11 protein-coding genes are annotated in these 13,955 nt (G+C 50.2%); all 11 read left to right on the forward strand.

Annotation, left to right across the window (positions count from 1 at the left end; genetic code table 11):
- The first annotated feature begins 32 nt into the window (after window positions 1-32).
- The 11 genes from PsWM33_RS03780 to tssM are packed head-to-tail and all read left to right on the forward strand — an operon-like array spanning window position 33 to window position 13,947.
- Window positions 33-920, forward strand: coding sequence for an ion transporter (locus tag PsWM33_RS03780; protein ID WP_063299268.1), 888 nt, complete (start codon window positions 33-35; stop codon window positions 918-920).
- Complete coding sequence (locus PsWM33_RS03785) at window positions 913-2,892, forward strand: type VI secretion system contractile sheath domain-containing protein (RefSeq protein ID WP_063299269.1); 1,980 nt, start codon at window positions 913-915, stop codon at window positions 2,890-2,892. Before PsWM33_RS03780 ends, PsWM33_RS03785 begins: the two co-directional genes overlap by 8 nt.
- Before the next feature lie 21 nt (window positions 2,893-2,913).
- Window positions 2,914-3,195 carry a hypothetical protein gene (locus tag PsWM33_RS03790; protein ID WP_063291939.1) on the forward strand — a complete coding sequence of 94 codons (282 nt, stop codon included), beginning with the start codon at window positions 2,914-2,916 and terminating at the stop codon, window positions 3,193-3,195.
- Between the two features lie 40 nt (window positions 3,196-3,235).
- Window positions 3,236-5,344, forward strand: coding sequence for a type VI secretion system Vgr family protein (locus tag PsWM33_RS03795; RefSeq protein ID WP_063299270.1), 2,109 nt, complete (start codon window positions 3,236-3,238; stop codon window positions 5,342-5,344).
- 8 nt (window positions 5,345-5,352) lie between these two features.
- On the forward strand, window positions 5,353-5,946 hold the full coding sequence (locus PsWM33_RS03800) for a DUF6931 family protein (protein WP_063299271.1): 594 nt from the start codon (window positions 5,353-5,355) through the stop codon (window positions 5,944-5,946).
- Window positions 5,943-6,233: a PAAR domain-containing protein gene (locus PsWM33_RS03805; RefSeq protein WP_063299272.1), complete on the forward strand. Its 291-nt coding sequence runs from the start codon at window positions 5,943-5,945 to the stop codon at window positions 6,231-6,233. Before PsWM33_RS03800 ends, PsWM33_RS03805 begins: the two co-directional genes overlap by 4 nt.
- Window positions 6,234-6,237: 4 nt before the next feature.
- On the forward strand, window positions 6,238-7,053 hold the full coding sequence (locus PsWM33_RS03810; RefSeq protein ID WP_082826864.1) for a type VI secretion system-associated FHA domain protein: 816 nt from the start codon (window positions 6,238-6,240) through the stop codon (window positions 7,051-7,053).
- A complete protein-coding gene (gene tssJ / locus PsWM33_RS03815) occupies window positions 7,043-7,537 on the forward strand; it encodes a type VI secretion system lipoprotein TssJ (protein WP_082826865.1) in 495 nt (164 codons plus the stop codon). The genes PsWM33_RS03810 and tssJ overlap by 11 nt, the downstream gene beginning before the upstream one ends.
- The gene (tssK, locus tag PsWM33_RS03820; RefSeq protein ID WP_063299273.1) at window positions 7,537-8,874 is read left to right on the forward strand and encodes a type VI secretion system baseplate subunit TssK; all 1,338 of its coding nucleotides are present in this window, start codon (window positions 7,537-7,539) and stop codon (window positions 8,872-8,874) included. The genes tssJ and tssK overlap by 1 nt, the downstream gene beginning before the upstream one ends.
- A gap of 28 nt (window positions 8,875-8,902) precedes the next feature.
- Window positions 8,903-10,321 (forward strand): type IVB secretion system protein IcmH/DotU, encoded by a 1,419-nt coding sequence (gene icmH, locus PsWM33_RS03825; RefSeq protein ID WP_063299274.1) that lies wholly within the window; start codon window positions 8,903-8,905, stop codon window positions 10,319-10,321.
- Window positions 10,318-13,947, forward strand: a complete 3,630-nt coding sequence (gene tssM / locus PsWM33_RS03830) for a type VI secretion system membrane subunit TssM (protein WP_063299275.1) — start codon at window positions 10,318-10,320, stop codon at window positions 13,945-13,947. Before icmH ends, tssM begins: the two co-directional genes overlap by 4 nt.
- Window positions 13,948-13,955: the final 8 nt, after the last annotated feature.

Consider the following 13,955-nt stretch of genomic DNA (forward strand, 5'->3'; position numbering starts at 1 on the left):
AACTACTTTTCCAAGTGACTAGGAGTCCAACGATGCAGAAAATTAAACAATCGGCGAGGAGAAGGTCGGCACGCATTCCTGCGTGGCGTCTTACTTTGCGCCGTATTGTTCGTTCTGATGCTTTTCAGTACACTTTTCTCATCTTGATTGTTGTCAACGCGATCAGCCTCGGTCTGGCGACATCTCCCGCAGTGCGACGCGTAACCGGTGATGGACAGATCATTTTTGACGACGTGATTATCGGACTTTTCATTTTAGAATTTGCCCTGAAAATCATGGCGTTTGGCACGCGTTTTTTCAAAAGCTGGTGGAATATCTTCGACATTTCAGTGGTTAGTTTCTCACTGCTCCCACAGTCAGGTTACCTCAGCGTTTTACGTGCCCTTCGTGTTATGCGGGCCATGCGTGTCCTGTCCTTCCTGCCACAATACCGACAAGTGATGCAGGCGCTATTGGATGCCCTGCCTGGCATGTTCTCCGTGATGATCGTTCTGGCGCTGATTTATTATGTGTTTGCGGTGATGGCGACTGGCTTGTTTGGTGCAAGCTTCCCGGACTGGTTCGGAGACATTGGCCGATCCTTGTACTCGCTGTTCCAGATCATGACGTTAGAGAGCTGGTCGATGGGGATCGTACGTCCCGTAATGAAGATCTATCCTTACGCCTGGGCCCTTTTCATCCCCTTTATCTTCCTGACTGCATTTGCGGTGCTCAATCTGTTTATCGGTCTGATCGTCAGCTCCATGCAGGGCATCTATCAGGAAGAACACAGTGAAGACGTCGAACGCCTTCGCCTCCTCGTATCCGCAGAAAACCGTGCAATCGCCGCTCAATTGGAAGCAGCACAGTTACAGGTAATCAAAACCCTCGAACGTCTTGAGGACCAGATAGAAACCAATAAGAGAGATTCTGATGAGTGACTCTGACAAGGACGATGATCTTGACGCACTGCTCAATGACATCATCGAGGAAAGTGATGCTCCCACAGAAGGTGAAACCGCTGAAGGTGCATCTGCAAGTGTTTTTGAGCCCGATTTTGGCGAGGTCACATGTGAAGCCCCAAAGCTCAACATCACGCTGGATAGTCCATTCCATCTTGCCGTGATCGGTGATTTTTCTGGTCGTGCCAACCGTATGGCTCTCTACGATTCTGATGAGCTTGCTGTGCTCAAGGGGCATAACGTTGATGTCGATACTGCAGAAGATCTCCCTGCCCGTTTCAAGATTAACATTGAACTCGACCTTGCTGGTGATGAAAAAGTCATTCGGTTTGAACCTAGCTGCATTGAAGACTTCCATCCTGACGAAATAATCGATGAGTTCGAGATATTTGATGAGCTGAAGGCTCTGCGTTCCTCCCTCAAGAACCCCGGGACATTCAGCAATGCGGCAGCAACCATTGATGAGTGGCTAGAAAACAAAGGTGAAAAGCCTGTCTCACAGCGCAACTCGCGTGGATCCGTCATTCCAGTTGACAAGAAGCTAAGTGATTTTTCCGCTCTCATTGATCGCCCAGTTAAAGAACATGAAGAGGCCGACGACTTTACAGATCTGATCGGTAAGATTGTCTCACCCCACATTACTCCAGCCGACAACCCACAACTCGATGATTACCTTGAGATCGTCGAGACTGTGATGACTACAACACTGCGGAAAATCCTTCAAAACGCTGATTTTCAGTCTCTTGAGAGCGTTTGGCGTGTCATTGATATGTTGTCACGCAGAGTAGAGACTTCCACTGTGCTCAAGATAACGCTCTACGACATTTCTGCGGAAGATTTTGCAAGAGATCTCAGTGCGACCAACAAGCTTGAAGAAACAGGTTTGTATCGTCTCTTCGTGGAAAATGCGCTGCAGGATGAAGGTGTTGGCACGCCGAGTGCAATTGTTGGCCTTTACACATTCGACATGACACCACCTCATGCAGAGCTTTTAGGGCGTATGTCAAAGATCTGTGCGCATGCACATGCGCCTTTCCTGACATCCCTAGACCGCAACAATGCCACAAGAAAATTTACTGAGCTTCCTAAGATTACCGAAAAGACGTGGCAGAGTCTGCGTGCCATGCCAGAAAGCAATTACATTGGCCTGAGCTTGCCACGCTTCATGCTCCGAATGCCTTATGGCGCAAAAACCGACCCTATTGATGCATTCAGTTTTGAAGAGTTTGACGAGCAAGTTGGCCTGAAAGCCATGTTGTGGGGCAACCCAGCAGCCCTGATCGGTCTTGTGCTTGCAAAAGACTATGAGACCAATGGCGGCGGCATGAAGCCAGGATCTATCCTGACACTCAACGAAATGCCGTTTCACTACGTTCACGACCAGTACGGTGATCAGGTTGCCCTGCCCTGTACTGATCGCATGATCAGTCATCGCAGCGTCGAGCCTCTTATGAGACAGAGTTGGATGCCCATTGTTTCAATGAAAGGACAGCCCGAAGTTCGCATAGCCTCTCTTAATGGCCTGGCCGGTGACACGATTTCTGGACGCTGGTGCGATCAGATTGCAGTGACCAAAGCTGCCGAGACACCAAGCCCGAGTGCTGGTGCGCGTGTCAGTATTAGTGGTGGCGACGGCTTAACCCCAGGCATTCAGGCAACAAAAGGTGCTGTTGTTGTTGAGACCATCATTGATCCTAAGAAAACACCAGAAACTATCTTCAGAATTGAAGCTGAACCGCCCGAACCTCAAGAGAGTGAAGCTGAGGTCGCTGAGGAAGAAGACGAAATTGAAGAGGCACCAGCGCCTGCGCCAGCCGCTGCCCCGCCTGCAGCTGTCCATGACACGACAGAGTTGGACAATCTCCTAGCCGATCTTTCAGCAGATGATGAGGAAGAAGCGGATGAAGAGGGTATGGATCCGGAACTCGAAGCACTGCTCGCCGATCTATAACAATTGATAATGGAGTTTCAAATGGCTGAACTCATTGAGATAGAAGAAGTACCTGAGATTTACGTCATGGAGTACGGCGGCAACTATTACCTTGTTCGCGGCGCTGCTTACCTCGACCAAATCCTGTTTGGCAAAGAGCCACTCAGCTTCCCCGTGCTCATCAAATCCGTCAAAACCTGGGATGAGGTTCTCGTGAATTGGGAGAATACCGGGGGCTCCATGCCCTGGATCCTCAATCCCAGCATCGTTGAACGGATGGAACGAGACAATCGCAAACTGACCTCAGACAGCTTCAACGCCTGAGACCGAACGAGAAACGTTTTAGAAATAGGCAGGTCCTGGAATGTGTGCGAGCAAAGTAACTGAAAATCGGCTGTTCACGATCAGCTTCGATGGTGGAGATGACAGCTTCCACCTTTGGAAGATGAAGATGACCAGCGAAATGAGTGAGCTCTACGAAATGGTCGTAGATTGCCGATCATTCGAGCATGACCTGAGCCTTGATAAGATGCTTGGGCAGACACTTACGGTTGAAATGAAAAAAGTGTCCGGCACAAGCCTGTCTTCTGACCAGTATCTGAATGGGTTTGTAACCAAGGCTATCTATACGGGCCAAGATCATGGGTATTCAACTTACCGACTTATTGTACGCCCGTGGCTTTGGTTTTTGACCCTCACCAGCAACTGCCGGATCTTTCAGGAAAAATCGATACCAGACATCTTGAAGGAAGTCTTTCAGGAAGCAGGTTTTACTGACTTCAAGAACAAGCTGAGTGACAGTTATGATCCTCGGCCCTATTGCGCGCAGTTTCAAGAATCCGACTTTAACTTTATCTGCCGCCTGATGGAGCAGGAAGGGATCTATTATTACTTTGAGCATGAGGACGGCCAACACACGATGGTATTGGCAGATTCCTATAGCGCTCATGAGGACATCAAAGGCGAGTCCAGCCTTCCCTTTTATTCTGAGGAAGACCATTTCCGTCGCGGAGCGGATCACTTTTGGGACTGGCGACACAATGAAGAGATCCAGACGGATGAAGTTGAAATCAATGACTATGATTTCACTAAACCCACGAGTGATCTGAAAGCTAATGCTAGCGAAAAGAAGTCCCACCAGCTTTCTGGCCGCACGCGTTACATGTATCCCGGCCATTACGAGGAAGTCAGTGTAGGTGAAAAGCGAGCCAAGGTGCGCGTTGAAGAAGCCAGTGCGGCTTACGCTAAGGTATATGCTCGCGGCAACGTACGTGGATTGCGACCCGGTTACCTTTTCAAATTGGATCAGTTTTCAGACGACCCAAGTCAGGAGAAAGAATACCTGATCACGAAGGCGATCTGTGAGGTCTCAATCGAATTTGCACGCGATGAAGAGCAGGAGTTCTACGACGCTATCACTTATGAGATTGAGGCAGTCGATTCCAGCGTTCAATACCGTAAAGCTTCTACCACACCCTGGCCTAATATGAATGGCTTGCAGTCCGCAATCGTTACTGGTGCGGATGGTGAAGAGATCTGGACCGATGAGTATGGCCGGATCAAGGTGCAGTTCCATTGGGATCGTGACGGACAGAACGATGACAAATCTTCTTGCTGGGTGCGTGTCGCGCAAATGTGGGCAGGTAAAGGTTGGGGTGGTCTCCACATTCCACGTGTTGGACAGGAAGTCCTCGTTGATTTCTTAGACGGAAATCCTGACCGACCTATTGTTGTGGGCAGTGTTTACAATGGTGAACAGACTGTTCCTTACGACCTGCCCGGTGAAGCCACGAAATCAACGCTCAAGAGTGAGACTTCCAAGGAAGGTGGCGGTAACAATGAGTTTCTGTTTGAAGACAAGAAAGATGAGGAACTCGTTCAGCTCACGGCTGAGAAGGACTACGAGCGCACCGTCAAAAACAATGAAACCGTCAAGATTGGTTTCGACAAGCAAGAAGATGGTGACCAGACAATTGAGGTCTATAACAACCGCAGTCTGACGGTCGATCAGGGTGATGAAACCTACACAATCAAGACCGGTGGTCGTACGACAACCGTCGAAAAAGACGATGCCCTCTCAGTCAAGTCTGGCAACCACACCATCACAGTTGAGAGTGGCGACCAGAGCATCTCTATGAAGCAAGGTGCGCAGACTGTTGAAGCCATGAAAGACATCGGTGTGACCTCGCAAACTGGCGATGTGAAAGTGGACGCATCCGCAGGATCTGTGAAGGTCTCCGGAACTCAAGCCATCGAGCTCACCTGTGGTGGCAGCTCGATCAAAATGGATCCCATGTCGATCACCCTTACGGCTGGTCCTAGCTCCCTCAAGCTTGAGGCCGTTCAAGCTGAGCTGAAAGGCTTAATGGTGACCGTAAAAGGTGATGTTCAGGCGACCGTCGACGGGACCTTGACCACCTTGAAAGGCGCAGGCATCACAACGGTACAAGGTGCCCTTGTGAAGATAAATTGAGGCGAATTATGGAAAAAAGCGTGACAAATACTACACTGCTACTCAATTCCTTCAAAGATTTACTCAAAAGAAGACCTTTAGAACTTGGAGATGAGGCATTACCACTGATAGAAGATCAGAAACCTTCTATCGAAGTTGTGGATACCCTGGCGGAAGCAGAGCTTACATCAGACGCGATAAAAGTTCTTGCCCACGCTCTGAGTAAACCACGTGCAGTGTGGTGGGCCAGTCAAGTCAGCAGAGCAACCTTTCCGGAAGGCAGCCAGCCCCCGAATGAAGACGAAATTGCGCTGAAAGCCGCCGAAGACTGGGTCCGCAAACCCGATGAAGACCTGCGTCGTGCGGCAATGAAAATTGCTGATGACGGAGGATATAAAAGCGCCGCTTCTCTTGCCGCTGCAGCGGCTGGTTGGAGTGGCGGAAGTATGGGTTCCCCCGAATTTGACCCCGCACCTCCCCCAGAAAACCTAACTAGTATTGCTGTAGGGTCGTCTATAGTTTTGTCAGTATACGACAGTAACGTGGAGGACCCCGAAGAGTTCTTAGTCAAAGCTTACAAGTTGGGACGAGCACTCGCAGATAATGAAATAGAGGCCCTATGAGTTTCCCAGCAGCACGCATGACAGACATGCACGTCTGTCCAATGGTGACCGGTATCGTTCCTCACGTAGGAGGCCCGATATCTCTTGGAGCACCGACGGTTTTGATCGGAAACTTACCCGCAGCGCGCATGACTGACATGTGCGTGTGTGTTGGGCCTCCAGACACAATTATGAAAGGCAGTGTCACCACATTGATCGCCGGATTGCCGGCGGCGCGTATGCTGGATGTCACTGCTCACGGCGGCACCATCATCCTTGGCTGGCCCACAGTTTTAATCGAGGGCTGAGGATATGACTGATAACACGAGCATCGTTTTAGTACTCATTTTGACCAAGGGGCATGAGTTGGTCGACACAGGAAAGTGCACGCGCATACTGCGACAGGAACGCTGCGTCATTGGACGTGGAAGCAGTGCGGATTGGATTCTACCCGATCCTGCAAACCAACTTTCGCGCCGTCATTGTGTCGTTGAATGGAACGACGGGGTCTACCGCGTCGTCGATACCAGCTCCAATGGAACCTTTGTTAATGATTGGGACGAACCAATTCCCAATGGTGAGGCCTGTGGCCTTCAGGATGGCGATGTTATCAGGGTCGGAAACTATTACATCAGCGCACAAATGTTGCCAGAAGATGCTGATGCCCGTCTGAAAGTGGATGACTTTCTTGCAGAACCTGAGACCCCTGATCCACTTGCAAATCTTCTTCCTAAAGAACTCGATATGGAGGATGACGACTGGGTCGATGACCAGATCGTTACCCCCGAAGACGAACTTTCCGAGGTTCTCAATGACCCACTCGAGTCTCCAGAATCTATTCTCAGAAAGGCGACTGAAACACTGGACTCCTACCCTGTCAGCACCGGGAAAGAGCCTATTCCACCAGTTAGTTATGGATTTGAAGGATACAAGTTTTCCAGCTCAGTGCCGTTTGAAAGTGAAAGCGGTATCTCGAGCGAAGAAGGTGCGAGTGCGTGGGATCACAACCGCACGGAATCTGATGCATTTAAATTGCCCAGAACGCATCACCAGACCATTCCTGAGGACTGGGATGTAGCCCCGAAAAAAGACATTCAGAACAAAGCTCGTAAACCAAATGACGATTAGCCACATCAAACGCATTGCGTACACTTTGCTTTTGAGTATCGGTCTGGCCTCCTGCTCTGCCGAGATGCCGATGCCTGTCATGATCACGACGACAGTCATCGCGGACAAGGAGTTGAACCAGAACGCAGATGGGATGTCGACGCCTGTTCAGGTGAAGATCTTTTACCTTACGTCTGATGCCGAGTTTAAAACTCATGGCTTTTTCACTTTGTTTGAAAAAGGAGACCAGGTTCTCGGCAAAAACCTGCTTGCTATGAAGGAAGTTTTCATAGCTCCCGACAAGATCATGAAGGTAGCAGTCAAGGTTGACCCCAGTGTGGCGTTTGTCGCTGTGCTCGGTGCCTTTCGGAAAGTGGACACAGGAACATGGAGTTCGGTGATTATGGTTCCAAACAATCAACCATCGAGCCTCATTGCGTATTTGAGCAAGCTTGAAATTACTCTGCAGCCCGACAAGACAGTAAAAGAAGGATGGTTCTATTAATGACCACTCATAACAAAGTTGTCTGGTCAGAAGGTCTATTTCTACAGCCGCAGCACTTTCAGCAGCATGATCGCTATCTGGAACAGCTGGTCAGTGACACCATCTCAAGCATACGTCCTCACCCATGGGGCCATACAGAGCTGAAAATCAATCAGGAAGCTCTGAAACTGGGCCAGTTTGCACTCAATTTTGCCAGCGGTCTGATGCCGGATGGTACACCTTTCAAGATGCCACAGGAATGTGACGCGCCTGCGTCTATTCCAGTTCCTGAAAGCGTAAAAAACTCGGTCGTCTATCTTGCACTACCCATTCGACAACCTGGTGCCTACGAATATGAATATCCAGGTGTACAGGAAACAGCTGCGCGCTATGTGGTGCATGAATCAGAGGCGCGAGATGCGATCACGGGTAGTGATGCCAGCGTGCAAATGGAAACTGGTCGCCTGCGGTTCTCTTTTAAGTTCGACTTTGAGGATCTAGAAGGCTGGATCTGCCTGCCTATCGCTCGCGTGATTGAAGTACGGGCAGATAAGCAAGTTATTTTAGATGACGAGTACATCTCCACCTGCCTCGCATCACATTCCTCTTCGGTGCTTTACGGGTACATTCGCGAGATCTGGGGCATGCTGAGCCATCGCGCGGACGCACTTGCAGGGCGCGTTTCAAACTCCGGTAGTAAGGGTGTTGCTGAGATTTCGGACTTTCTGCTTTTGCAAACCGTCAATCGCTATGAACCACTCTACGCCCACTTTGCACAAACGCCGTCACTTCATCCTGAGGCGTTGTACCGGATTTCGATCCAGCTGGTTGGTGAACTTGCCACATTTACGGCGGCAGCGCGGCGTCCTTCAACGCTTCAACCTTATCGACACGAAGCACTCACGGAAACATTCGCTCCTGTGATTGCCCATTTGCGGCAGCACCTTTCTGCTGTTCTGGAGCAGACTGCCGTGCCGATACCACTGGAAGAACGCAAGTACGGCGTTCGTGTAGGCATGCTGCTCGATCGCAGCCTGATCAAGTTGGCTCGGTTTGTGCTTGCTGTTAGTGCTGACCTGCCATCGGAAGTGATCAATCGACACTTCCCGGGGCAGATTACGATTGGGTCTGTTGAACAGATCCGAGACTTTGTGAATTCTGCTTTGGCCGGCATCGCAGTGAAGCAACTGCCAGTCGCGCCAAGACAGATCCCGTATCACACGGGCACAGCATATTTCGAACTGGATCCGGCCTCATCACATTGGGACGAAATCCGTGTTTCTGGCGGTCTGGCGATGCATGTCGCGGGTGATTTCCCGAAACTTGTGATGGAACTCTGGGCGATCAGAGAGCAATAAGCGGCTAACGGACTGAGGAGTTGAGATTATGGCAAAGAAGGATTTCACTGCCCTTTCGGTGGACTCAGTCGACACTGTCATCTCGACTGATGCTCCCAATCCTGATCATCCTGACGCCGGTAGCACCAACCTTCCGGCACAAACGCCTGCAGGCTATTGGTTCCTTGGCGCTGACGATATTCAGTTCGTCCCACTCGGGAATAATCCTCTTATCAAAGCAGCCTCCAGTTTATTGGCCCTAGCTGCCCGCTTGCGAAATCACGCTCAGCACCGCGATGTAAATGCCCTGCGCTCTCATGTTATTTCCGAGATCCGCGCTTTCGAACATAACGCTATGCTAAACGGTCTTTCTTCTAAGACCATTCGCATTGCCAGATATGTGGTCTGCGCAACCCTTGATGATGTCATTCTCAATACTCCATGGGGTAGTCGCAGCATTTGGGCAACGCAAAGCCTTGTCAGTAACTTCCACAAGGACGTGTCCGGTGGCGATCGATTTTATGATCTATTGAGAAAGACGCAGGCCAACCCAAGTCGTGATAAAGATCTTCTGGAATTATTGTATCTTTGTATTTCTTTGGGGTTTGAAGGACGCTTGCGGATCATGCCGCAAGGCAGCAATACGATGTCGCGTCTTCGTTATGGCATATCGCGCCTCATTCGCTCGTTGAGAGGAGATCAGGAAACCGACCTTTCTCCTCACTGGAGAGGCGTTGAAGATGCATACCGACCTTTAAAATGGTCTATTCCGGTTTGGGGCATCTTCTTTGGCGCAGCTCTCCTCGCTTTGCTGATTTATGCTGTGCTCGCGCTTTGGTTAGGCGAGAAAAGTGAGCGCATTGCGTTCCAGTATGAATCTTTAGTCAACACAAGCCCAATCGACCTGACGCACCACCCTGCACCGCCACGGGCAGCTCTACCGAACTTACCACAACAACAAGCAACACCTGGCACTCCCTCCTCACCTCAAGTCGTTCGTAACAGCACGTTACCTGCTTATCTGCAAGTTAGCAGGTTCCTTGCTCCTGAGATCCGGCAGGGTCTTGTCGTCGTGATGGATGTGCAAGGTAACGTGGTTATCCGTCTGACGGGTTCTGGCATGTTCGCAACTGCAAGAGATACGCTCACGGCCCGCTTTATCCCAGTCGTCAATCGTGTCGCTGAATCGGTGAACACGCAACCTGGTACAATCAATGTAGTTGGTTTTTCAGACAATATTCCAATTCGAAATGCCCGTTATCCGAACAACGTTGCACTTTCCAAGGCACGTGCCCAGACAGTTGCAGATCTCATCAAGGTCAGACTGACAGACAAGACACGTGTCAAAGCCATCGGCAGAGGATCAGCTGATCCAATTGCGACCAATGCAACAGCTGAAGGGCGTGCTCAGAACAGGCGCATCGATATTACGCTTATTCCGCCTTCTGGCCAGGGAGGCCAGCAATGAAGAAACTCAAACGCTTTTTCCCCTTTTGGTTTGTTACGCTGCTCATCACACTAATCTTGTGTGCGGTCATCTGGATTTATGGTCCAAGTCTATCGATCTTCGGCGCAAAACCTTTTGCGATGGCTGTCGTTCGTATGCTGATCGTAATGGGCCTTTTGATGATCTGGGCCGCGATCAATATTGGGCGCGTTTCCCGGCGAGCAAGAGAAGCAGAAGCCAAGAACGAAGAAGAAGAGGAAGAAGAAGAGCCTGAAGTCGATCCTGACGAGCTGGCGAAGAATGAAGCAGCGCTGGTCTCTGGCAAGGTTGAGAAGAGCTTGAACATTCTCAAAACGGCAAGTGTCGATGGTAAACTAGGTCGCAAGGTGATTTATCAGCTGCCCTGGTATCTGATGATTGGGCCAGAGGAATCTGGCAAGACCACTGCTCTTTTACGTTCTGGAATGAAGTTTCCACTGGCTCACAAACTAGGCCAGAAAGTGGACGCGGCAACGATTGAGCCCACTGCAGAATGTGAATACTGGTTCAGCAACAACGCGATCATCGTTGACAGTGCTGGCCGTTATACGATGCAGGATCAAGATGAGGTCATCGATGCCTCTGGCTGGAACACACTGCTTTCATTGATTAAGAAAAACCGCCGCCGTCAACCACTGAACGGCATGATCATTGCGATCAATCTTGCAAAGCTTGCAACGATGCGATCGGATCAGCGTCTAGATATGGCGCGGACGGTCAAACAACGTTTCAAAGAAGCTGAGAAGCAACTGGGCCTTCGCTTTCCCATCTATGTCATGTTCACCAAGCTGGATTTGATCGCCGGTTTTGCCGACTACTTCCAAGTCCTTGGCCGAAATGAGCGCCACCAAGCCTGGGGTATGACTTTCCCCGTTGATGACGGCAAATCCTCCGAGAATGCGATCAGTCATTTTGATGAGGAATATGAGTTGCTCATGGAGCAGCTCAATTCGCGCGTCTACGACTACCTGAACAAAGAAACGGACATTCAGCACAGAAGTCTGATCTTCAGCTTCCCACAACAAATGGCGTCACTGCAAACCGTGCTGAATGATTTCCTGACCGAGATGTTCCGTCCCAATCGTTATGAGGACCGCAGCTTTCTGCGTGGGGTTTATTTCACCTCTGCGACTCAGGAAGGTCAGCCTGTTGATTTGCTTGCAGGCTCGATTGCGCATGCCTATGGGATTGGCCGACAGGCACTTCCCTCTGCTCCCTATGAGAAACATGCTTATTTTCTTGAGCGCTTATTCTTTGACCTGATTTTTGGCGAAGGCAATCTGGCGGGCGAGAGCAAGCAAGTGATGCGCAAGCAGAAAATCCGTAAACGCCTTTCTTTTGCTGCTTGTGTGGTCGTTCTTGCATTTTTAACAACGGTTTGGGTCATCAGCTATGAGATGAATCAAGAAAACATCATCAACCGCGCCCAAGCTGACTTGAAAGAATATCCCAAATTTGCCGACCGAATTGATGCTGTACGCGTCAATGATGCCAACTACCTATCTGTGTTGCCGTTGCTAAACTACCTCCGAGACCTGCCGGGCGGTTTTGCGGATCAACAAGAGAAACCGGCTCAAAATGAGCGTTGGGGCCTTAACCAGATTCCGAATGTTTCAGAGGATGCGGATGCGCTTTATCACAACGGGCTGGAGCGTTATTTGCGACCACGCATGATGCTCCGCCTTGAGCAGCAAATGGTTGCAAATATTAACAATCCAGAGTTCCTGTTTGAAGCCTTGCGGATCTATTTGGAATTGGCAGACAAAGGGCCGCTAGAACCCGAGGTTATTCAGCGTTGGGAAGAAACTGACTGGCAGTCCCTTTACAGTGACCCACGTCAAGTGACAGAGCGTGACCAACTCTCAAACCATCTTGCAGCATTGCTAGACCAGCCTTTTAAGGTCCGAATTGATGTGAATACAGAGTTGGTTAGTCAAGTTCGAGAGATTCTGAATGCAACTCCAATCGCGGAGCTGGCTTATTCCTTTATCAAAGCCGGACAGGCCGCTCAAAGTCTTCCGGAATGGCGTCCTGACGAAGCTGCTGGTTCTGCCGTAACACGCGTCTTCACACGATCTTCCGGCAAGCCTTTGAGCGAAGGAATTCCCGGTCTTTACACTTTTGAAGGCTTCCGTGGTGTGTTCCTTCCTCAGTTGGTTGATAGCATCCAGAGCTTCGTTCGTGAAAGCTGGGTGCTAGGTCCTAATGGTCAGTTGGAGAACAAGGAAGAGACTGTCACCCGTATCGAACGTGGTGTGCTGGGGCTTTACCTTGATGACTACGCGCGCATGTGGGATGCGATGCTGGCTGACCTGCGCATTGTGAAGTTCACAAGCCTGTCACAGGCGACAGACGTCATTAACACGGCTTCCGGCCCGAATTCACCTATCCGTAATCTTCTCGTCTCAGTGGCTGAGCAAACACAGCTTACGCGGACTGAAGCTCCATCCAGTGCCACCGGCGTTGCCCAGAACGTTGCAGGCGGCGCAGCTCGTATTGCACAGGAAGAAGCCCGCGCAACAACCAACCTGAGACAGCAGCAGCTTGTAGAAGTGCTTGGTGAAGCTGTTCCGACGAGTGAAGGTGGCCCTAAAGCCGTTCCACCCGGCACTTCTGTTCAAGCACGCTTCGAGCCTCTTGACAGTTTCACATTAGGGTCAGGCAGCGGCACCACTCCGCTAGACGCATTACTGATGAAGGTCACTGACCTTTATCGTGAACTTAACCGGATTTTACTGGCTAACAACACTCAACAAGACGCCCTGAGCTACATTCTGGGTGGCGGGAGTGACGCGGTTAAAACACTGAAGGATGAAGCACCTAATGTTCCAATGCCGTTGCAAAGCTGGATATTGGAAATGCTTCAATTCTCCTCTCAAGTTACTGTAAACGACGCTCAAAAAGCCATCAATGCAGCCTGGGATTCTGAGGTTTTACCTTTGTGCAGCAACGCACTTTCTGGCCGCTATCCGGTGGTAAATGGCCAGCAAGCATCGGTGATGCTAGACGACTTTTCGACCCTGTTTAAACCGGGCGGTAAGATTGAAGCGTTTTTCAATACCAACATCAAATCATTCGTCGATACCTCCTCTACACCCTGGAAATGGAGAGAGAGCGATAACGCCAAGATTGGTGTCTCAAAAGACAGCCTTCAAGTCTTCGAAAAAGCTAACAATATTCGCAACGCATATTTCGCAAATGGGGGGGATAAACCATCTGTTGCATTCACGATGACACCCTTGGATCTGGACGTCGGATCAACCAGAGTTGCCCTCACCGTGGATGGGACAACAGTGAGCTATGCGCATGGTCCAACACGCCCGATTGAGTTGAATTGGCCTGGCGAAGGTGTACCAGCTGCAAGTCTCGCATTTTTCCCTGCGATTGCCGGAGAACCGAACTCCATCAATCTCAGCGGACCATGGTCCCTCTTTCGTTTATTGGAAAAGGCAAGCGTGACAAAAACTGAGCTACCCGATCAATACAAGGTGAGATTTACGCTTGGAAATCGATTTGCCACTTTCAACCTCATGGCCAACAGCGTGAACAATCCATTCTCAGCCAGGCTGCTTCAGAATTTCACCTGTCCTAAGGAGCTCAATACCTAAAATACAGG

The sequence above is a fragment of the Pseudovibrio sp. WM33 genome (assembly GCF_001623165.1).
Taxonomy (GTDB): domain Bacteria; phylum Pseudomonadota; class Alphaproteobacteria; order Rhizobiales; family Stappiaceae; genus Pseudovibrio.

Coding starts and splice junctions, on each gene's coding strand:
- icmH (WP_063299274.1), top strand. CDS start 8,903: ATGGCAAAGAAGGATTTCACTGCCCTTTCGGTGGACTCAGTCGACACT.
- PsWM33_RS03810 (WP_082826864.1), top strand. CDS start 6,238: ATGACTGATAACACGAGCATCGTTTTAGTACTCATTTTGACCAAGGGG.
- tssK (WP_063299273.1), top strand. CDS start 7,537: ATGACCACTCATAACAAAGTTGTCTGGTCAGAAGGTCTATTTCTACAG.
- PsWM33_RS03800 (WP_063299271.1), top strand. CDS start 5,353: ATGGAAAAAAGCGTGACAAATACTACACTGCTACTCAATTCCTTCAAA.
- PsWM33_RS03790 (WP_063291939.1), top strand. CDS start 2,914: ATGGCTGAACTCATTGAGATAGAAGAAGTACCTGAGATTTACGTCATG.
- PsWM33_RS03785 (WP_063299269.1), top strand. CDS start 913: ATGAGTGACTCTGACAAGGACGATGATCTTGACGCACTGCTCAATGAC.
- PsWM33_RS03795 (WP_063299270.1), top strand. CDS start 3,236: ATGTGTGCGAGCAAAGTAACTGAAAATCGGCTGTTCACGATCAGCTTC.
- tssM (WP_063299275.1), top strand. CDS start 10,318: ATGAAGAAACTCAAACGCTTTTTCCCCTTTTGGTTTGTTACGCTGCTC.
- tssJ (WP_082826865.1), top strand. CDS start 7,043: ATGACGATTAGCCACATCAAACGCATTGCGTACACTTTGCTTTTGAGT.
- PsWM33_RS03780 (WP_063299268.1), top strand. CDS start 33: ATGCAGAAAATTAAACAATCGGCGAGGAGAAGGTCGGCACGCATTCCT.
- PsWM33_RS03805 (WP_063299272.1), top strand. CDS start 5,943: ATGAGTTTCCCAGCAGCACGCATGACAGACATGCACGTCTGTCCAATG.